The 19,238-nt window shown below is 56.9% G+C and carries 16 protein-coding genes; 6 read left to right on the top strand and 10 right to left on the bottom strand.

Features of this window, described 5'->3' with window-relative positions; translation table 11 throughout:
- Positions 1-14 precede the first annotated feature (14 nt).
- The 3 genes from HX778_RS20615 to HX778_RS20605 are packed head-to-tail and all read left to right on the top strand — an operon-like array spanning position 15 to position 4,632.
- Positions 15-2,549, top strand: coding sequence for a fimbria/pilus outer membrane usher protein (locus HX778_RS20615; protein WP_176982919.1), 2,535 nt, complete (start codon positions 15-17; stop codon positions 2,547-2,549).
- A gap of 38 nt (positions 2,550-2,587) precedes the next feature.
- The gene (locus HX778_RS20610; protein WP_255483455.1) at positions 2,588-3,601 is read left to right on the top strand and encodes a fimbrial protein; all 1,014 of its coding nucleotides are present in this window, start codon (positions 2,588-2,590) and stop codon (positions 3,599-3,601) included.
- Between the two features lie 14 nt (positions 3,602-3,615).
- Positions 3,616-4,632, top strand: a complete 1,017-nt coding sequence (locus HX778_RS20605; RefSeq protein WP_176982917.1) for a fimbrial protein — start codon at positions 3,616-3,618, stop codon at positions 4,630-4,632.
- 7 nt (positions 4,633-4,639) lie between these two features.
- Here HX778_RS20605 and HX778_RS20600 read toward each other — a convergent pair whose 3' ends face one another.
- The 4 genes from HX778_RS20600 to HX778_RS20585 are packed head-to-tail and all read right to left on the bottom strand — an operon-like array spanning position 4,640 to position 9,312.
- Positions 4,640-5,266: a response regulator transcription factor gene (locus HX778_RS20600; RefSeq protein ID WP_176982916.1), complete on the bottom strand. Its 627-nt coding sequence runs from the start codon at positions 5,264-5,266 to the stop codon at positions 4,640-4,642.
- Between the two features lie 33 nt (positions 5,267-5,299).
- Positions 5,300-7,780: an ATP-binding protein gene (locus HX778_RS20595; RefSeq protein ID WP_176982915.1), complete on the bottom strand. Its 2,481-nt coding sequence runs from the start codon at positions 7,778-7,780 to the stop codon at positions 5,300-5,302.
- Positions 7,781-7,813: 33 nt separating this feature from the next.
- Complete coding sequence (locus HX778_RS20590; RefSeq protein WP_052049061.1) at positions 7,814-8,374, bottom strand: shikimate kinase; 561 nt, start codon at positions 8,372-8,374, stop codon at positions 7,814-7,816.
- Between the two features lie 8 nt (positions 8,375-8,382).
- Positions 8,383-9,312, bottom strand: a complete 930-nt coding sequence (locus tag HX778_RS20585) for a LysR substrate-binding domain-containing protein (RefSeq protein WP_218167219.1) — start codon at positions 9,310-9,312, stop codon at positions 8,383-8,385.
- 123 nt (positions 9,313-9,435) lie between these two features.
- Here HX778_RS20585 and HX778_RS20580 point away from each other — a divergent pair, with 123 nt between their 5' ends.
- On the top strand, positions 9,436-9,864 hold the full coding sequence (locus HX778_RS20580; protein ID WP_038473023.1) for a hypothetical protein: 429 nt from the start codon (positions 9,436-9,438) through the stop codon (positions 9,862-9,864).
- A gap of 32 nt (positions 9,865-9,896) precedes the next feature.
- Here HX778_RS20580 and HX778_RS20575 read toward each other — a convergent pair whose 3' ends face one another.
- The 3 genes from HX778_RS20575 to HX778_RS20565 form a co-directional block, all read right to left on the bottom strand.
- Positions 9,897-10,712: a MetQ/NlpA family ABC transporter substrate-binding protein gene (locus HX778_RS20575; RefSeq protein ID WP_038473021.1), complete on the bottom strand. Its 816-nt coding sequence runs from the start codon at positions 10,710-10,712 to the stop codon at positions 9,897-9,899.
- 94 nt (positions 10,713-10,806) lie between these two features.
- Complete coding sequence (locus tag HX778_RS20570; RefSeq protein ID WP_038473019.1) at positions 10,807-11,475, bottom strand: methionine ABC transporter permease; 669 nt, start codon at positions 11,473-11,475, stop codon at positions 10,807-10,809.
- The gene (locus tag HX778_RS20565; RefSeq protein WP_176982913.1) at positions 11,468-12,490 is read right to left on the bottom strand and encodes a methionine ABC transporter ATP-binding protein; all 1,023 of its coding nucleotides are present in this window, start codon (positions 12,488-12,490) and stop codon (positions 11,468-11,470) included. The genes HX778_RS20570 and HX778_RS20565 overlap by 8 nt, the downstream gene beginning before the upstream one ends.
- Before the next feature lie 518 nt (positions 12,491-13,008).
- Between HX778_RS20565 and HX778_RS20560 the strand changes: the two genes are divergently transcribed.
- Together HX778_RS20560 and btsR are read left to right on the top strand one after the other, a co-directional pair.
- Positions 13,009-14,697 carry a sensor histidine kinase gene (locus tag HX778_RS20560; protein ID WP_176982912.1) on the top strand — a complete coding sequence of 563 codons (1,689 nt, stop codon included), beginning with the start codon at positions 13,009-13,011 and terminating at the stop codon, positions 14,695-14,697.
- A complete protein-coding gene (btsR, locus tag HX778_RS20555) occupies positions 14,691-15,410 on the top strand; it encodes a two-component system response regulator BtsR (RefSeq protein ID WP_038473017.1) in 720 nt (239 codons plus the stop codon). The genes HX778_RS20560 and btsR overlap by 7 nt, the downstream gene beginning before the upstream one ends.
- A gap of 10 nt (positions 15,411-15,420) precedes the next feature.
- Here btsR and yjiA read toward each other — a convergent pair whose 3' ends face one another.
- The 3 genes from yjiA to HX778_RS20540 are packed head-to-tail and all read right to left on the bottom strand — an operon-like array spanning position 15,421 to position 18,813.
- Complete coding sequence (yjiA, locus tag HX778_RS20550) at positions 15,421-16,386, bottom strand: GTPase (protein WP_176982911.1); 966 nt, start codon at positions 16,384-16,386, stop codon at positions 15,421-15,423.
- A gap of 13 nt (positions 16,387-16,399) precedes the next feature.
- Positions 16,400-16,603 carry a YbdD/YjiX family protein gene (locus HX778_RS20545; RefSeq protein WP_008460696.1) on the bottom strand — a complete coding sequence of 68 codons (204 nt, stop codon included), beginning with the start codon at positions 16,601-16,603 and terminating at the stop codon, positions 16,400-16,402.
- Positions 16,604-16,659: 56 nt separating this feature from the next.
- A complete protein-coding gene (locus HX778_RS20540) occupies positions 16,660-18,813 on the bottom strand; it encodes a carbon starvation CstA family protein (protein WP_176982910.1) in 2,154 nt (717 codons plus the stop codon).
- Between the last annotated feature and the right edge of the window lie 425 nt (positions 18,814-19,238).

Below are 19,238 nucleotides of genomic sequence, written 5' to 3'. Positions count from 1 at the left end.
GCTGGAATAAAACTATGCCCTTTTTTGCTTGCTTCGGAAAAACGCGGCCAACCTGTCTGGCCACCACTATCGCACTGCTACTGGCTTCGCTGTCGGTGGAGGCAAAGGATTACTTTAATCCTGCGCTGCTCCAGCACACGGGTGACGCCGGCACCGCGCCCGATCTCTCGGCGTTTGAAAACGGCGGTCAGCTTCCGGGCAGCTACCCGGTGGATATCTACCTCAACGGCGAGCAGGTGGACAGCAGGGCGGTGACGTTTTTCCAGACCGAGGATAAAGGGCTGCAGCCGTGCCTGACCGCGGCGGAGCTGGCACAGTATGGCGTGCGGGTGGATTTATATCCCGAGCTGCAAACGCCAGGCGAAAACTGTGCTTCGCTGGCTGCGATCCCCGAAGGGAATGCTGAATTTGTTTTTAGCGCCCAACGTCTCGATCTCTCTATTCCCCAGGCAGCGGTTAGCCCGCGCATTCGCGGCTATGTGCCTCCTTCTCAGTGGGATGAGGGCATCAATGCCGCGCTGCTGAACTACAGCTTTAACGGCATGAGCGATCTTGAAGGCCAGCACGGCGGGGTGGGCAGCAGCCAGTATCTGAACCTGCGGCCGGGCGTTAACTTCGGTCCGTGGCGGCTGCGCAACTACTCCACGTGGTCGCGGAGCAACGGCGAAGGGGATAAATGGAGCACCGTTTATAGCTATGTTCAGCGCAGTATTGCTTCGCTGAAAAGCCAGCTTACGCTCGGCGAAAGCCTTGCACCGTCTGACGTGTTCGACAGCGTGCCGTTCCGTGGCGCGCAGCTGGCCTCCGACGATGAAATGCTGCCGGAAAGCCAGCGCGGTTATGCTCCCGTGGTACGCGGCATTGCCCGCAGCAACAGCGCTCAGGTGATCGTTCGCCAGAATGGCTACGTGATTTACCAGACCACGGTCCCCGCAGGCCCGTTCGAAATTACCGACATGTTCCCGACCGGAGGCAGCGGCGACCTGTACGTGACGGTAAAAGAAGCCGACGGTAGCGAGCAGAGCATGGTGGTGCCATTTGCATCCCTGCCGGTATTACAGCGAGAAGGAAGGCTGCGCTTCAGCCTGACCGGCGGCGAATACCGTGCCTATGACAGCAGCGTCGAAAAGACCCCGTTCAGCCAGGGAACCGCCATTTACGGCGTTGGAAAAGGCATGACCGTTTACGGCGGCGCTCAGCTGGCGGAGCATTATCGCTCGTTCGCCGCGGGCGTCGGGCAGAATCTCGGTACCCTCGGGGCGATTTCTGCCGATCTGACCCAGTCCTGGGGCCAGCCGAAGGAACAGGCGGCCAGCCAGGGGCAGTCGTGGCGGGTGCGCTACAGCAAAAGCCTCGCCGAGACGGGCACGCACGTCGCCATCGCCGGCTATCGCTACTCAACCGAAGGCTTTACCTCGCTGTCGGATGTGCTGGAAACCTACCGAGATAATGCCTATGCCCTGAGAAACGACAGAAAGCGCAACCGTGCGGAGCTGACGCTGAGCCAGGATCTCGGCGGCGATCGCGGGTATTTATCCGTCGGGGCTATCAGCGAAGACTACTGGAACGGCGCCCGGAAAACCGCTTCGTGGAACGTGGGCTACAACAACAGCTGGAACGGCATCAGCTATAGCCTGAACTATGCCCTGAACCGCAACACGTCCCAGGCGGGGGCGACGACCGGGTACGGCAAAACCTACGAACGTGACCAGGTCGTGTCGTTGAATATCAGCCTGCCGCTGGGCCGCTGGCTGAGCAACAGCTACGCCAGCTACGGCGTCAGCAGCAGCAAGTCGCGCGGAACGGTGAATAGCGTTGGCCTGAACGGCACCGCGCTGGAAGGCAAAAACCTTAACTGGAACGTGACCCAGGGTTATGCCTCGCGTGAGCGTGAAAACTCCGGCTACACCAGCCTCAACTATCGCGGCACCTACGGCGAAGTGAACGGGGCTTACAGCTACGCCAGCGGGCAGCGCAACCTGAACTATGGCGTGCAGGGTTCGATTGTGGCCCACGCGGACGGCATCACCGCCGGACAGCAGCTTGGCGAGACGTTCGGCCTGGTGAAAGTGCCGGGCGCTTCAGGTGTGGCGGTGAATAACCAGACCGGGGTTAAAACCGACTATCGCGGCTACGCGTTGGTGCCGAACTTAATGCCGTACCGCCATAACGACGTCACGCTGAGCACCGAAAGCCTGAAAGAAAACGTCGACCTCGAGCAAACCAGCCGCACCGTGGTGCCCACACGCGGGGCCGTAGTGCGCGCCGATTACCGCGCCCAGGTCGGGCTGCGGGTGCTGATGACCCTGATTCGCCCGAACGGCAAAGCCGTACCGTTTGGCGCCACGGTTGCCAATGAAGCCGACCGCAGCGGCGGCAGCGGTATCGTCGGGGACGGCGGCCAGGTTTATCTCGCCGGTTTGCAGCCTAAAGGTACGCTGCTGGTGCAGTGGGGCAAAGGTGCGGATCGCCAGTGCCGGGTGAGTTACAGCCTGACCCATGATGAGACGACGGCGGCTATTTCCTCCCTTGACGCACAGTGTCGCTAAGCGCGGCTTCGGAAAAAGAGATGACGATGAAAAACGTAATGAAAAAAGTATTTCGCCCGCGCGTGATGACTTGTGCACTGCTGTTTCTGGCCTCAAAAGGCGCGCTGGCCACCTGCTCGTTTATGGACGGCCGATTTGGGCCAGATGACTCGGTCGCCCTGAGCTTTGGCACAGTGGTTGTGCAGCGCGATACCCCGGTAGGCACGGTGGTTGCCAGTACCACCAATTCGGCACTCGGCGGCCGCAATAATTTTCTGCAGTGCAACGCCAGCGGCTTTACCACTCGCTGGGCGGTCGGCCCTGGTTTTGCGCCAGTGGTTTATAACGGACAAACGCTGTACCAGTCCGGCGTGCCGGGCCTGGCGTTTCGCATCGTGACATCCGGCGCGGGGACTACGGCTGGCCGCTATGGCACTGGCCCATTGCCGCGTCAGATCTCAAACACCGCTTGCGTGACGGGAAGCGGCTGGTGGCGGCTGTGCGGCGGCACCTGGGGGAATCTGGGGCTTCAACTGGTCAAAATTGCCCCGACAACAGGTTCCGGGCCGATGACCGGCGGTTCCATTGTTCAGGCGCTGGTGGTGGGGGATACCAACATTATTGACTACACCATCGGCAGCGGCGTGGTGCAGACGGTCGCCTGCTCGGTCACCAACAGCAATATCAGCGTCACGATGGGCAAAGCGAAAAACACCGACTTCGGCAGTCCCGGCAGCACCAGCGGCGACGCTGATTTTTCCATTGACCTGAACTGCGACGCCTCGACCAAAATTAACCTCACCCTCGCACCGGGCAGTTCGGGCGCGGCAGATGCGGCGAAGGGCATTCTTAATATCGACAACGCGGGGGCGGGGCAAACCGCCAGCGGCGTTGGCGTGCAGGTGATGTATAACAACGCGCCTCTGGCCTTGAACAGCAGAATTGCGGTGGCCACTACGACCGCTGATGGCAGCTACGCCATCCCGCTGAAGGCCCGTTATTATCAGACTCAGCCTTCGGTGACGCCGGGCAAGGCCAACGCCAACGCCACGTTTACCCTGACATACCAGTAGGCAAGGTCGCGAACATGACGACATTATTCAGCAAAGTTATCTGGGGCAGCGTACTGCTGCTCGGGGCAGCTAAAAGCGCCCAGGCAAGCTGTACGTTTATGGACAGCCGCTTTAACGCCAACGATTCGGTGACGCTGGATCTCGGGCATATAGTCGTGCAGCGAGATGCCCCTGTGGGCACTGTGGTAGCCACGTTCAATGACTCCCGTTTGGGCAGCCGCAACAGCTTTGTTCAGTGCGATAGCTCGGGCTTTGTGACCCGCTGGGCTCAGGGGAGTGGAGGTTTTCTGCCGGTCAGCTATAACGGACAAACGCTGTATCAGTCGGGCGTGCCAGGCCTGGCGTTTCGGGTGGTCACCAGCGGCGCTGGATCAACCGCCGGTCGCTACGGCACCGGACCTTTACCCCGCCAGATTGCTAACACCGCCTGTACCTGGTCTGCCGACTGGTGGCGGCTGTGCGGCGGTACCTGGGGTAACTACAGGTTACAGCTGGTGAAAATCGCCCAGGTGACCGGCTCAGGCCCGATAACAATGGGTTCCATTACTCAGGCTCAGGTGGTGGGTGAAACCAACGTTATGGACTACACCATCGGCAGCGGCAGCGTGCAAACCGTCGCCTGCTCCGTCCTCAATAGCGCAATAACGGTGCGGATGGGTAAGGCGAAAAACACCGATTTCTCCGGCCCAGGCAGCACCAGCGGCGATGCTGATTTCGCCATTAAGCTGAACTGTGACGCCGAGACGAAGATCAGGCTGACGCTTGCGCCTGGCAGCGGCGGGGCTTTGGATAGCAGCAGGGGCATTCTTAATCTGGACGCTGCCCAGGCAGGGCAGACGGCGACCGGCGTGGGGATTCAGGTGCTGTATAACAACGCGCCGCTTGAGCTGGGCAACATGATGAGTATCGCTACCACTAGCTCGGACGGTGCTTATTCGCTTCCGCTGGCGGCACGTTATTACCAGACTCAGGCTAACGTCACGCCCGGCAGGGCCGACGCTAACGCCACCTTCACGATGACCTATCAGTGAGCCTGGCTCAGGCGAGGTTGTTGCGCCTGGCGAATTCGATCATTTCCAGCGTTTTGCTGAACCCGAGCTTGGTCATGATGCGGCGTTTATAGGTGCTGATGGATTTATTGCTGACATGCAGCTGCGCGGCGATATCAATCAGCATCTCGCCACGGGAGATTAGGCCTAGCACCTCAAGTTCGCGGTTGGACAGCGTGCCAAGCAGTTCGCTTTCAGACTGTACGCCGGCCGAGACATTCACCGCCTGCGGCCTCTGGGGGAAGAACTCATAGCCGCTAAGAATGGCCTTGAAGGCGTCCACCAGCTGATCGAGATGGTTATTCTTGCTGATAAACCCGTTGGCTCCCGCCCGGCGGGCGCGGTCCACAAAGTGGCTGTCGTTATAGCCGGTGAGCACCAATATGCCGCCGCTAAAGCCGTACTGACGAAGCCGCTTAATCACTTCCAGGCCGTTAGGCGGTGGAATTTCAATGTCGATAACCACCAGCGTCACCTCCGCGTTGTCACGCAGGACGTTAATCGCGTCACGCCCGTTGTCGCTGATCCCCGCCACTTCGTAGCCGTTATTTTCCGCGACTACTCTGACCGCAAGCTGTGAAACAGGGTGATCGTCGACGATATAAATCTTACTCATAAAAGGGCGGCCCGAAGGTTAGGTTTCAACTGGTTAAGGCAGTATAGCAACGTGTCTCAGCGCATTCTCCAGCTCTTTCACATGCCGTTCGCCGTCAGCCGCTAAAGTGTGAACGGCCTCGCTGTCCTGCGCCTCTGCCGCCGCTTCAATTTGCCCGCAAATAGCAGACAGCTCGGGAGCATCGGCCAGCCTTGCGCTGCCGGCAAGGCGATGAGCGCTGCTTTTGATAAGCCCGAAATCTCCGCTGGCGATGCCGCTTTTTAGCGCGGCCATATCCCGCTGGTTTTGCTCAATCACGGTCTTAACTAATGCACGGAAGGCCTCCGGCTGAGACTCGGCCAGCCTGCTGAGCGAAAGCAGCGGGCGTGATGAAGGTTCAGCTGTGTGCTCTGAGTGTTTATCGATACGGGCAAGTAACTTTTCCAGCTCCACAGGCTTGAACAGGCAGTCGGTCATCCCGGCCTGTATTCCCCGGTCGCGCACCTGCTGCTCCGCCATGGCGGTCAGGCCAAACATCGGCTGAGGTTCTCTTGCCATCAACTTTTCTTTCTCACGCAGCTGCCTTACCAGCTCAAAGCCGCTTAAGTCCGGCATATTGCAGTCGGTAATGACGACGTCAAACGGTGGATTTTCTTTTTCCCACAGCCGCAGCGCCTGGACGCCGTTTTCTGCCGCCACGCTGCGATGGCCGGCAAATTCCAGTTGCTGCACCAGCAGCAGCCGGTTTGCAGGGTGGTCGTCCACCACTAAAATTTTTCGCGAGCGGCGCGGGCTGACCTCCGTAGAGGCGTTGGCCTGTTCAGGCGGTGCCACAGGTGCAGAGAACCGGAAGATAAAAATGGTGCCTTCGCCAGGCGAACTTTCAACCTCAAGGCTGCCGTGCAACAGCGCCGCTAGCTGGCGGCAAATACTCAGCCCCAGCCCGCTGCCGTGGTGCTCTCTTTGCGCGGCATCCAGCTGCACAAACGGTTCGAATATCGCGTTTTGTTGCTCCTCGCTCATCCCCACGCCGGTATCACAGACCTCCAGTACGTAATCGCCTGTTTCAGCAGCCTGCTTTTTGGCCTGGTAGATAATGATTTCAACTTCGCCCTGGGCAGTAAATTTGATGGCGTTGCTCACCAGGTTAGAGACTATTTGTTTGAGCATTACCGGGTCGAACAGGATCCGATCGTCCTGCACCTCAACGCTGGCACTTAGCGCAAGGTGCTTTTCCTCCGCGCTGTAGCGGAACAGGGTGCTGACGCTGTTGATCATCTCGCTCAGAGAAAGCGGCACGCTGCGCACGGTAAAGGTGCCGGATTCGATTTTTGCCATATCAAGAATATCCCCAACCAGCATCAATAATGACTTCGAGGATTCGTAGGCGACGGCAATGTTATTTCGCCGCTGTTCGGGGGTACTGCGCCCGGCGTTTTCCAGCTCCAGCAGGCCAATCAGGGCATTCATCGGGGTGCGTATTTCGTGGCTCATTTGCGCCAGAAACTGGCTTTTCGACTCGCTGGCTTTTTGCAGCCGCGCCTGCGAAGCCTGAAGCTTATTTTGCAGCGCCTGCTGGGTTGCCAGCGTGCGTCTCAGCAGGCGGTTGCGCCAGAAATAGAACACCAGCAGCATCGCTGCCAGGCTGAGGATAACAATAGCTATCATAATACCGGTACGGTAATGCCCCCAAACTTCGAAGCGCTCCAGAGCGTAGCGCATCTGCCAGCCGTTGAGCTGCTCCTCCATTTCGTGCGGCGGGAGCCGCTCCAGGGCTTTATCGATTATCGAGAGCAGCGGGCGATTTTGCTCGCCGGAAGCCATCGCCAGCCGTAGCGGGGGAACGGGCACCGTCATGGCGATGCGGAAACGATCCTCAAGATAGCTTTTTAGCACGAAGCTGGCGGCGGTTTGCGGCACGATGGCGCCGTCCAGATTGTGAACAAACAGCGCCAGCGCGGTTTCCAGCGAAAAGTCCTGCTCAACAAACTCGACCTGCGGGAATTGCCTGCGCAGCTCCGGCAGGTAATAGCTGCCGGTAAAGACCGCAACCTTTTTGCCCTTCATGTCGGCAAGGGTGGTGACGACGGGAAACTTCTTGCGCGTGACCAGCACCCAGTCGGTCACCTGTATTGGGCGGGTATAGATCAGCCCGGCGTCTGGCCCCGTGGCGGAAGCATCCGCTGCGGCAATGAGCGAGTCGGGGGCTTTTTTGAGCTGCTCGCGCATCTCGACCAGGTTATTGAAGGGATGCCAGGTAAACCGCAGCCCGGTTTGCCGGCCAATGCTGTTCAGCAGCGCCACGGCATAGCCACTTTGCTCGCCTTCCTGGTTAATAAAGGTCAGCGGGATATGGGTGTTAACCACCAGCACCGGTACAAGGGGATGAGCCGCAACCCAGTCACGCTCTTGCGGGGTTAACGCCAGAGGATCGGCCAGCGATAACGGCGCAGAGAAGGCCGGCTGAGCCTGCAGCAAGACGGTGAGGCAGATAAGACAAATGCTCATCAGGCGGAGGGCAGTAGTCAGCCGCATCGTGGTGTTACCTTCGGTGGTGTCGGGCTTGTGTTAGTCAATATAGCGGTTCATACGCGGCTCACGGGCGCTTATTACATTCGCGACGTGGGCGGCAACGATCTCAGGGGCGTCCATAGAAAATATCTGTACATCACCCAGGCAGAGATACTGACTAAAACGCTGGCCGAACTTAGCGATTTCGCTTTCTCTTTTCAGACCAAAACCCCGCCTTAACTGGCGTTCAACAATGCAGCTGAGCGCCTCACGGTAGTCACGAGAGGGCAAGAGCAGCACCGACGTGCCTGCACGCTGTACTCGATCTCTGTTTTGCTCCACGATGTCAGGCCGAATATCCGTTGCAAGAAAGCCGGAAGAGAGAATGAAAACGGTACTGACGTCGGTTTTTGCCAGTAATGTTTCGAGTAATTTCGCATTTTCCTCGAGGTAGCGCTCATAGCCAAAAAGGCCAATAAATTCGCGAATATTCATGAGGTGGGTACAAAACTCATCGTCGAGATCGGTGCACTCATAGCCTAGCCTGGCGGCCAGTAAGGTCCCCACAGTGCTTTTACCCGCGCCACCGGGGCCAATAAGAAAAACAAAATCTGCCATCTGCACGTTCACCTGGCGGCTACTCCATGAACACCATTTTGCCGCTGCCGGGTGACAAAGTCGCTGATAAAGTCGACAAAAACGCGGATCTTTGACGAAAGCTGTTTCCCCGAAGTCCAAACCATCTGGAATTGCCCCGGTGCTTTCAAATACTCACCCAGCAGCGGTTGCACAACACCGCTCGCCAGCTGGGGTTCAATCATAAAATCAGGCACGGCTCCAACGCCCAGGCCGTTAACGATCGCGCTGCGCACCATTTCCATATTGTTCGAACTGAACACGGTGCGGGTGCGAATATCCGCAAGCTCTGACAGATCGCGCAGCGGCCAGGCCTGCAGCTTGCCGGTGTTCACATAGCGGAATCGAATTCCGCAATGTCCCTCCAGTTCCCGGGGCGATTGAGGTACGCCATGCCCGGCAAGATAGGCCGGGGAAGCACAGAGAATAAGCTGCAAAGAGGGCAATGTGCGACGCATCAAGCGAGAATCCGGGAGCTCGCCGGTTCGGATAGCAATATCCACGTCTTCGTCAATCAGGTTCACCAGCCTGTCGATGAAATCCAGATCGAGATCGATGTCCGGATAACGGCGAACGAAAGCGATAATGGCTGCTTCAAACAGGATATGGCTGGCGGCGGGCAGGCTAACTCGCAGGCGGCCCCGGGGCGTTTCACTGACATGGGAAAGCAGGGCATCCGCCTCATCCAAATCCTGCAGAATGCGCCGGCAGCGCTCAAAGTAAACCCGGCCTTCGGAGGTCATCTGCAGGCTGCGGGTGGTGCGGTGAAAAAGCCGCACGCCAAGCTGCTCCTCAAGTCTCGTAATCCCTTTTCCCACCGCCGAAGCGGAAAGCCCCAGGGCTTGCCCGGCGCGGACAAAACTGCCCAACTCTGCGGTGTGAACAAAATAGGTCAGGCTGGACAGGCGATCCATAGTCATACCTCTATTCGAGCGTTTTGGTCCGTAATGTTCGGACGTTTTATCATTTTTTTCACTGAAAAACACCCGCTACTCTGCACCTTATACGGGACCATCACGCCACCGATCGCTCAGGAGAGTTCTATGTTATTTAATGATACCGCATCCCCCATTCTCGACGTGCAGGGGCCGCCACCCTGGCTGGCAATACTCGCCGATGACGCGAGCCTGCAAGGCGTGGTGCTAAAAGCGTCGGTTCACGGCAAAACGGCGATTCTGGAGATCCTGAAAGCGGCCATTCCGCTGTATGACTTCCAGCGCTTTACCTACCGGGATTATGTTAGCGAACGGTTATTTATGGAGTCTTACCGCGCAAGCGTTGACGGCGTGGCCGTAGAGTGTGCCGTGTGGGTGCATATCAATGAGCAAGGGCAGGCGGATTCGCTGATGATTCATCACCATCCGCTGCCTGCGGCGCTCTATTTCTCCCAGAGGATGTGGCAGCAGGTTGATGACAAGTACCGCGAGCTTTACCTTAGCCCGGAAGAGTACGCGGCGCTAACTCGCGGCTAAGAAGAGGGGCGCATTGCGCCCCTTTTTCAGGATTACTGGTTAACCGGCACAACCGCGCCGTGATACTTCTCGTTGATCCAGGCCTGAATCTGCTTAGAGTGCAGGACCTTCACCAGCTCGACGATGTCATGTTTTTTCACGTCGGCGCTGTGCACGGTGATGATGTTGGCATACGGGTTACCTTCGGTGCTTTCTACGGCAATAGGATCTTTGATTGGGTTCAGGCCCGCATCAAGCGCGTAGTTGGCGTTGATAACCACCGCGTCGCCTTCGTTATTGGCGTACATCTGCGGCAGCAGGGCGGCTTCAATATCCGCTTTGAACTGCAGATTTTTCGGGTTGCTGGCGATGTCGCTGATACGGGCATTAACCGGCTTGATGCCCGGCTTCAGGGCGATCACGCCTTCGCGCTGGAAGATAGCCAGAATGCGGCCTTCTTCGGCCACCGAGTCACGCATAATCACCTTGCCGTTTTGCGGCAGATCTTTCAGGCTTTTGTATTTCTTTGAGTAGATGCCGATGGGCTCCACGTGGATAGCCCCGGCGCTGACGAAATCGTAGTTTTTATCGCCTTTATGATCCTGCAGAACCGAGTCCAGATACGGCTGGTGCTGGAAGTAGTTGGCGTCAATTTCACGCTCGGCAAGCGCGGTGTTCGGCAGGATATAGTCCTGGAAGGTTTTGATCTCAAGGTCGATACCTTCTTTTGCCAGAATCGGCTTCGCCTGCTCGAGAATTTCCGCGTGCGGCACGTTGGAAGCGCCCACAACCAGCTTTTCAGCGGCGTTGGCCTGGAGGCTTAAGGCGGTTAAAGAAGCCAGAGCTAACATCATAAACTGTTTTTTCATTATTTCGTCCAGTCGTCATTAGTGATTAGAAGTGCATTGCCGTGGAACTCCGGGCGCCAGAATGCGTCTCTGCCGCCCGAAAGCTGAAGAACCGTTAGCGCTTATCGAGCCGGCGCGTAATTCGGTCGCCGATAAACTGAATAATAAAAACGATCGCTAATATCATGGCCGTGGCCACCAGCGTGACGTCGTTATGGTTACGCTGGAACCCTTCCAGATAGGCGAGGTTGCCCAGCCCGCCCGCACCGATAACCCCGGCCATAGCGCTGTAGCTCACCAGCGCGATCAGGGTGACGGTTATGCCGGAAACCAGAGCCGGAGAAGATTCAGGCAGGAGTACGCGGAAAATCAGCGTGTGGGTTTTCGCCCCCATCGAACGCGTGGCTTCGATAACGCCTTTGTCGACTTCGCGCAGCGCAATTTCTACCAGCCGTGCGTAGAAAGGTGCGGCGCCGACGATCAGCGCCGGAAGCGCGGCATTGGTGCCCAAAATGGTGCCGACCAGCGTTTTAGTGAACGGGATCAGCAGGACGATCAGAATGATGAACGGGATCGAACGGAAGACGTTTACCAGCACGGTGACCACTGAATAAACCAGGCGGTTTTGCAGCAGCTGGCCGCGAGAGGTCAGAAACAGCAGCACGCCTAGCGCAATACCAAAGACCAGCGTTGCCAGCCCGGACCAGGCCGTCATGTAGAGCGTTTCACCCGTGGCGGCCCACAGCTTGTCGAGTTTTAAATGCGGGAAGTATTGCTCAAGCATGTCGAATAACCTCAGTTTCTACCCGCTTTTGATTCAGGTATTGCACAATATTTTCTAGCTGGCTGGCGTCATCCACGTGGACGTACAGCTCGCCAAACGCGCCGTCTGCCGTCTGGGTAATGTTGCCGTGCAGAATGTTCAGCGCCACGTGAAAGTGCTGAATAACGTCGGCTATCACCGGCTGCTGAGCTTCTCCGCCGGGGAAAATCAGTTTCAGAATGCTGCCGCTTAAGCCCTGAACCCAATGCGGGTTGAACGGTTCGCTGGCCGCACCGTGGTTAGTCACCTGGCGCACAAAGGTTTGCGTGATGGGCTGTTTAGGGTGGGTAAAAATATCCAGCACAGGGCCTTCTTCAACGATCTTGCCGTTTTCCATCACCGCCACGCGCTGGCAAATTTTGCGTACCACGTGCATCTCATGGGTGATGAGTACGATGGTTAAGTTGAGCTGGCGGTTTATGTCGAGCAGCAGATCGAGAATGGCGTCGGTGGTTTGCGGATCCAGCGCTGAAGTGGCCTCGTCGCAAAGCAGCACGTCCGGGTTATTTGCCAGGGCGCGGGCAATGCCAACGCGCTGCTTCTGGCCGCCGCTAAGCTGAGAAGGCCAGGCATTTTCGCGGCCCTCAAGGCCAACCAGTTTGATCAGCTCATCAACACGCTGCTGACTCTGACGTTTGTTCGCGCCGGCAATTTGTAGGGGAAACGCAATATTCTCGGCAACCGTGCGCGACCACAGCAGGTTAAAGTGCTGGAAGACCATGCTGACTTTTAAGCGGGCCTGGCGGAGCCGCTCGCCGTTGGCTTTCGCAATATCCTGCCCGGCCACGATAATCGATCCGGAAGAGGGCGCTTCAAGCCCGTTTAATAATCTGATTAACGTACTTTTACCCGCCCCGCTGTAGCCGATAATGCCATATATTTGGCCCTTATTTACGGACAGGTGAATATTATCTACGGCGGTAATCGCCCCATGTTTGCTGGCAAATACTTTTGATACGCCCGAAAGAACGATCATTATTCTTTTCCTTAACTGCTGAAACTTCCCCACCACAACAGCATGTTCTGCTGGCAATGGCCGCACGCGTGCCGCGTTCTGGGCGTTGAGTCGTCTGTATTTAGTCGATACTACCTGCTAATATTGTTTGCCAGAAGAATATAAAAGTATGACTTATAGCGATAAGAAATATAAATAATCCATCGGCTTTTTCTGCCTGGTGAGAATATTCTTTAGCTGAAATATGGCATTGCTTATATTCAATGCGGTTAATTAAAAACGTTAAATAACATTCGGCGGGGTGGGTCCTGAGGGCGACGATTATAAATAAAAACCTGTATATGAATGCGTTTTATCGGCTGTCCTTTTTGTTGCTCGATAATTGTTCGTTTTGCTTTTTTTAGTTTTATATCCGGGCTGTCAGCCGCAACAATCTGACTTATTTTGGAATTCAAATTTAACAAATCTGAGCTATGCCCCGGAAATTATATTCTGCTCGCTGTATCTTTCCCGCCGTTGAGAACGGAGAGTGTCTGCAGATGTACGAGTTCAATTTGGTCCTGCTGCTATTGCAGCAGATGTGCGTGTTTCTGGTCATTGCCTGGCTGATGAGTAAAACCCGGCTGTTTATACCGCTGATGCAGGTCACCGTGCGGCTACCCCACAAGCTGCTCTGCTACATCACTTTCTCGGTATTCTGCATCATGGGCACCTACTTTGGCCTGCATATTGAAGGCTCCATTGCCAACACGCGTGCCATCGGCGCGGTAATGGGCGGCCTGCTGGGCGGGCCGGTGGTTGGCGGGTTGGTGGGGCTAACTGGCGGGCTGCATCGCTATTCACTCGGCGGAATGACGGCGCTAAGCTGCATGATCTCTACCATCGCCGAAGGGCTGATTGGCGGGTTGATCCACAGCTTTTTAATCAAGCGCGGCAGAACGGATAAGCTGTTTAACCCGCTGGTGGCCGGAGGGGTGACCTTTGTGGCCGAGCTGGTGCAGATGATGATCATTTTGCTGATTGCGAGGCCGTTTGAAGACGCGCTTCACCTGGTAGAAAGCATCGCCGCGCCGATGATGGTCACCAACACGCTGGGGGCGGCGATGTTTATGCGCATCCTGCTGGATAAACGCGCGATGTTTGAAAAGTACACCTCGGCGTTCTCCGCCACCGCGCTAAAAGTAGCCGCCTCGACCGAGGGTATTCTCCGACAGGGTTTCAACGAGCAAAACAGCCTGAAGGTAGCGAAAGTGCTGCATCAGGAGCTGGACATCAGCGCCGTGGCGATCACCGATCGAGAAAAGCTGCTGGCGTTTATCGGCACCGGGGCCGACCACCACCTGGCGGGCAAGCCAATTTCGTCGGGTTACACCTGGCAGGCCATCGAAAATAATGAAGTGGTTTACGCCGACGGTAATGAGGTGCCTTACCGCTGCTCGCTACACCCAAACTGCAAGCTGGGGTCGACGCTGGTTATCCCGCTGCGGGGCGAAAACCAGCGGGTGATCGGCACGATAAAACTCTACGAGGCACGTAACAGGCTGTTTAGCTCGATCAACCGTACGCTCGGCGAAGGGATTGCGCAGCTGCTTTCGGCGCAAATCCTGGCGGGCAAATACGAGCAGCAAAAAGCGCTGCTGGCGCAGTCAGAGATCAAGCTGCTGCATGCGCAGGTGAACCCACACTTCTTATTTAACGCGCTGAATACGCTGAAAGCGGTTATCCGTCACGACGGTGACAAAGCCGGGCAGCTGGTGCAGTACCTCTCGACGTTTTTCCGCAAAAATCTGAAACGCCCGTCGGAAATCGTCACGCTGTCCGACGAAATTGAGCATGTCAATGCCTATCTACAAATTGAGCTGGCTCGCTTCCAGACTCGGCTGACGGTTGAACTGCAGGTGCCGGAAGCGTTGGCTCATCACCATTTGCCGGCTTTTACCCTGCAGCCGATTGTGGAAAACGCCATTAAACACGGCACCTCTCAGCTGCTGGGCTGCGGGATTATTACCATTCGCGCACGCGGAGAAGGGCAAAACGTCTTTGTTGACGTTGAGGACAATGCCGGTTTGTACCGGCCAAATGAGAACGGTAACGGGCTGGGGATGAATCTGGTAGACAAGCGGCTGCGCGCGAAGTTTGGTGAGGATTATGGCCTGGCCGTGAGCTGTGAGCCCGATCGTTTTACCTGCATCACCGTGCGCCTGCCCGCCGAGGAGTTGGTATGTTGAGAGCGTTGATTGTTGATGATGAGCCGCTGGCGCGTGAGAACCTGCGCGTCCTGCTTGAGAGCGACGGTGAGATCGAGATAGTCGGGGAATGTGCCAACGCGATAGAGGCGATTAGCGCCGTGCACAAGCTGCGCCCGGACGTGCTGTTTCTCGATATCCAGATGCCGCGCATTAGCGGCCTGGAAATGGTGGGCATGCTGGATGAACGCCACCGGCCGCGTATTGTGTTTCTCACCGCTTTTGATGAATACGCCGTGCAGGCTTTTGAGGAGTGCGCTTTTGACTATCTGCTCAAGCCGATAGAGGCGCAGCGGCTGCAAAAAACGCTGGCTCGCCTGCATCAGGAAAACGAAGCGCAGGATGTTTCCCGCCTGCCGGACAGCCAGCTGCCGCTGAAATTTATCCCGTGCAGCGGCCACAGCCGAATCTGGCTGCTGCAAATGGAAGAGGTGGCCTACGTCAGCAGCCGGATGAGCGGGGTGTATGTCACCAGCCGTGACGGCAAAGAAGGGTTTACCGAGCTAACGCTGCGCACTCTGGAAAGCCGCACGCCGCTGCTGCGCTGCCACCGGCAATATCTGGTCAATATGAATTATTTGCAGGAGATCCGCCTGGAGGATAACAGCCAGGCGGAGCTGCTGCTGCGGGATGGCCGCACCGTGCCGGTGAGCCGCCGCTACCTGAAGTCACTGAAAGAGGCGGTCGGGCTGTAATGCTGCTGTGTTATGCGGATTGTTTTAATCCTGCAAAGGCGTCGCGGATCTCGGCTTCCGGGAGCGAGACGCCGATAAACACCAGCGTGCTGCCCGGCGTTTCATCCGCCTGCCACTCGCGGTCCCAGTCGGCGCTGTAAAGGCGCTGCACGCCCTGGAACAGCAGGCGACAGGGCTGGTCTTCAATCCACAGCATTCCTTTGTAGCGGAGCAGGTTATCGGCAAAGCCGGAAAGCAGGTTTTCCATTACGGAGGAAACGGCGGACAGCGCCACCGGATAATCCAGCGTCACCACAATGGATGAGACTTCATTTTGCTGTGGGGCAATGCGGTGGAAGCGAGGTTTTGTCGCCACGACGTTTTCTTCCAGCATAAAGCCGCGGGTGTTAAACAACAGCGCCAGCTCTATATTGCCGTGCACGATAGGGTAAACCGGGGCGCGAGCGTTAATGCGCTGCAGGCGTTCCAGTAAATCAGCGGACTCACCGGCGACATCGGTTTTGGTCAGCAGAATTCGATCGGCGTAGCCAATCTGCGACTGCGCCAGCGGGAACTGATCCAGCTGCGAAGCCGCGTGTACCGCATCCACCAGCGTAATTACGCCGTCCAGCAGGTAGCGCTCGCAGATGATTTCATGGGCGAAAAAGGCCTGAAGTATTGGGCCTGGATCGGCCATCCCCGTGCATTCGACAATCAGCCTGTCGAAGTGAATTTCACCTTTGTCCCGACTCTCAAGCAGGTCCAGCAGGGCATCTTCCAGCTCGCTCGACCGCGTGCAGCAGATGCAGCCGTTGCTCAGGGTAGTGATGCGGGTGGCGCGGTCGCCAATCAGCTGGCTGTCGATAGGCGTTTCGCCAAATTCATTTTCAATAACGGCGATTTTCTCATCCTGCTGGGTATGCAGGATATGGCGTAACAGGGTGGTTTTCCCTGCGCCGAGAAAGCCGGTTAATACGGTCACTGCAATCTGTGTCATCGCCTCTTTCCTGTTAACAGCAGCGCATGCCGCCTTTGCCATCTCCGCCGTAGCGTGCCTGCTGGCGCTCGCGGAAGAATTCTTTATAGGTCATGGGCGGCTGGTCCGGATGGTTCGTCTGCATATGCAGCACGTAAGTGTCGTAGTCCGGGATGCCAACGAGCATTCGTGCCGCCTGGCCGAGATATTTTTTTGCAGCGCCTAAGTTATCAAACATTCGTCGCTCCTTTCGTGATTTAAGCCCCGCTAATGCGGGGCTGTCATATGAAGCGATCAGTGGCCGGAAGAAATCTTAATACCTTCTTCAGGCACCGGCTGATAAGGCGTTTCCTTGTCCGTCGGCTGGTCGGATTTACGCGCCTCTTTCCAGGCCTTAATGCCGTAGAAAATGATGCTGTAAACCACCACCAGGAACAGAATACTCAGGCCAGCGTTGGTGTAGTTGTTGACCACAATGTGGTTCATATTGGCGATATCCTGGGCCGTGAGATCGGCCCCACCTGCGGCGATGCGCGCCTTATACTGGTTGGCCATGAAGAAGAAGCCTTCCATCTGCGGGTTGCTGCTAAACAGCTTCAGGCCCAGCGCCCAGGTGGTGCAGATAAGTAGCCAGACGGCAGGGACGACGGTTACCCAGATGTATTGAGTACGCTTCATCTTCACCAGCACCACGGTTGCCAGCACTAATGCGACGGCGGCAAGCATCTGGTTGGAGATGCCGAACAGCGGCCACAGGCTTTTGACGCCGCCCAAAGGATCGACCACGCCCTGATAAAGCAGGTAGCCCCAGAGGCCTACGCAGCCAGCGGTGCCGATGATACCTGCGACCAGCGAGTCGGTTTTCTTCAGGAACGGGATAAAGTTACCCAGCAGATCCTGCAGCATAAAGCGGCCGGAGCGGGTACCGGCATCCAGCGCGGTAAGAATAAACAGCGCCTCAAACAGAATACCGAAGTGATACCAGAACCCCATGTCGGCTACCGGCACGATTTTGTGGAACACGTGCGCAATACCGACGGCAAGCGTAGGGGCACCGCCTGCGCGGTTGAGCACGGAAGGTTCACCGATATCTTTCGCCGTTTGCAGGATCTGCTCCGGCGAAATCACGAAGCCCCAGGAGCTGACGGTTGCCGCCGCATGAGCGGTGACATCTTTCAGCTGCGCCAGAATCATCGGCGCGTTTTCACCACCCAGCTCGTGCAGGTTTGGCATGGTAATACCCAGACCCGCCGGGGGCGTGTTCATCGCGAAGTAGAGGCCCGGTTCGATAATTGAGGCCGCAACCAGCGCCATCACCGCCACAAAGGACTCCATCAGCATCGCGCCGTAGCCGATAAAGCGAGCGTCGGTTTCACAGGCCAGCAGTTTTGGCGTCGTGCCGGAGGCGATAAGCGCGTGGAAACCGGACACTGCCCCGCAGGCAATGGTGATAAACAGGAACGGGAACAGAGCGCCTTTCCACAGCGGGCCGGTGCCGTCCACGTACTGGGTAATCGCCGGCATTTTCAGCTCAGGATTGAGGATAACAATCCCAATCGCCAGGCCGACGATAACGCCAATTTTCAGGAAGGTGGCCAGGTAATCGCGTGGGGCTAGGATCAGCCACACCGGCAGCAAAGCAGAAACAAATGCATAGCCAATCAGGGTAAAGGTTATGGTGGTGTCTTTAAAGGTTAGCGCCGGGCCCCAGTAAGGGTCGTGGGCAATAACACCGCCGAAGTAAATCGAGGCGACCAGCAGCACAATCCCGATAACGGATACTTCGCCGACCCGACCCGGACGAATAAAGCGCATATAAATGCCCATAAACAGCGCAATTGGCACCGTCGAGCAAACGGTAAATACGCCCCACGGGCTTTCGGCCAGCGCTTTCACCACGATAAGCGCCAGCACGGCCAGGATAATTATCATGATCAGGAAGCAGCCGAACAGGGCAATGGTGCCCGGCACCGGCCCCATCTCTTCTTTGATCATCTCGCCAAGGGAAGCCCCGTTTCGGCGTGAGGAGATAAACAGCACCATAAAGTCCTGCACCGCCCCGGCCAGCACGACGCCCGCCAGCAGCCACAGCACGCCGGGTAAATAGCCCATCTGCGCTGCCAGCACCGGGCCGACCAGCGGTCCCGCCCCGGCTATTGCCGCGAAGTGGTGACCAAACAGGACATTACGGTTGGTGGGAACATAGTTCAGGCCGTCGTTATTAATGACCGCCGGGGTCGCTCGCGTTGGGTCGAGCTTCATCACCTTCTGGGCGATGTAGAGGCTGTAGTAGCGGTAGGCCACCAGATAGACCGACACCGAGGCTACCACTATCCACAGGGCGCTGATGTGTTCCCCCCGCCGTAGGGCGACGACGGCCAGACAGCAGGCCCCGATGATCCCCAGAATCACCCAGGGTATATGTTTGAGAAATTTATTTTTATTCATAATTCATCCGTTTGTCAGCCCCGGCGTCATGCCTGTTTGCCGTCTCGCTGAACCTGGTTGGTGTAAAAGAAGGGCATAAAAATAGGCCAGCTATAGCGTGGCGATTTTCGCGGCAAGAGGGGAAAAAGAGTGGCCGAGTGGTCGTATTCAGGGATAAGCGGTTGTGGGGCAGGCTAAGCGGTTTTTACCCGGCGCTAACTCCCTGAAAATTGTGATTTAGATCCCATTGCGTGGATGGGCAGATGAAGTCCAGGGGCGCCCTGGGTGAGGCTTTTCGTCACCGGGAATAAAGTGGATATTCACTTCAGCCAGAGGTGTCAGAAAATTTGATAAAAATCAATTAAAACGCCATAAATACATAGTCTTACCTTTCTTTACCGTCACACCTTTGACCTTCCCCCTGGGGGAAGGTGTAACGTCCGCGC

Origin of the sequence: Cedecea sp. P7760, assembly GCF_013386425.1 — a bacterium.
In the GTDB taxonomy this organism is placed as follows: domain Bacteria; phylum Pseudomonadota; class Gammaproteobacteria; order Enterobacterales; family Enterobacteriaceae; genus Cedecea; species Cedecea selenatireducens.
This window is presented reverse-complemented; position numbering and strand designations above follow the sequence as displayed.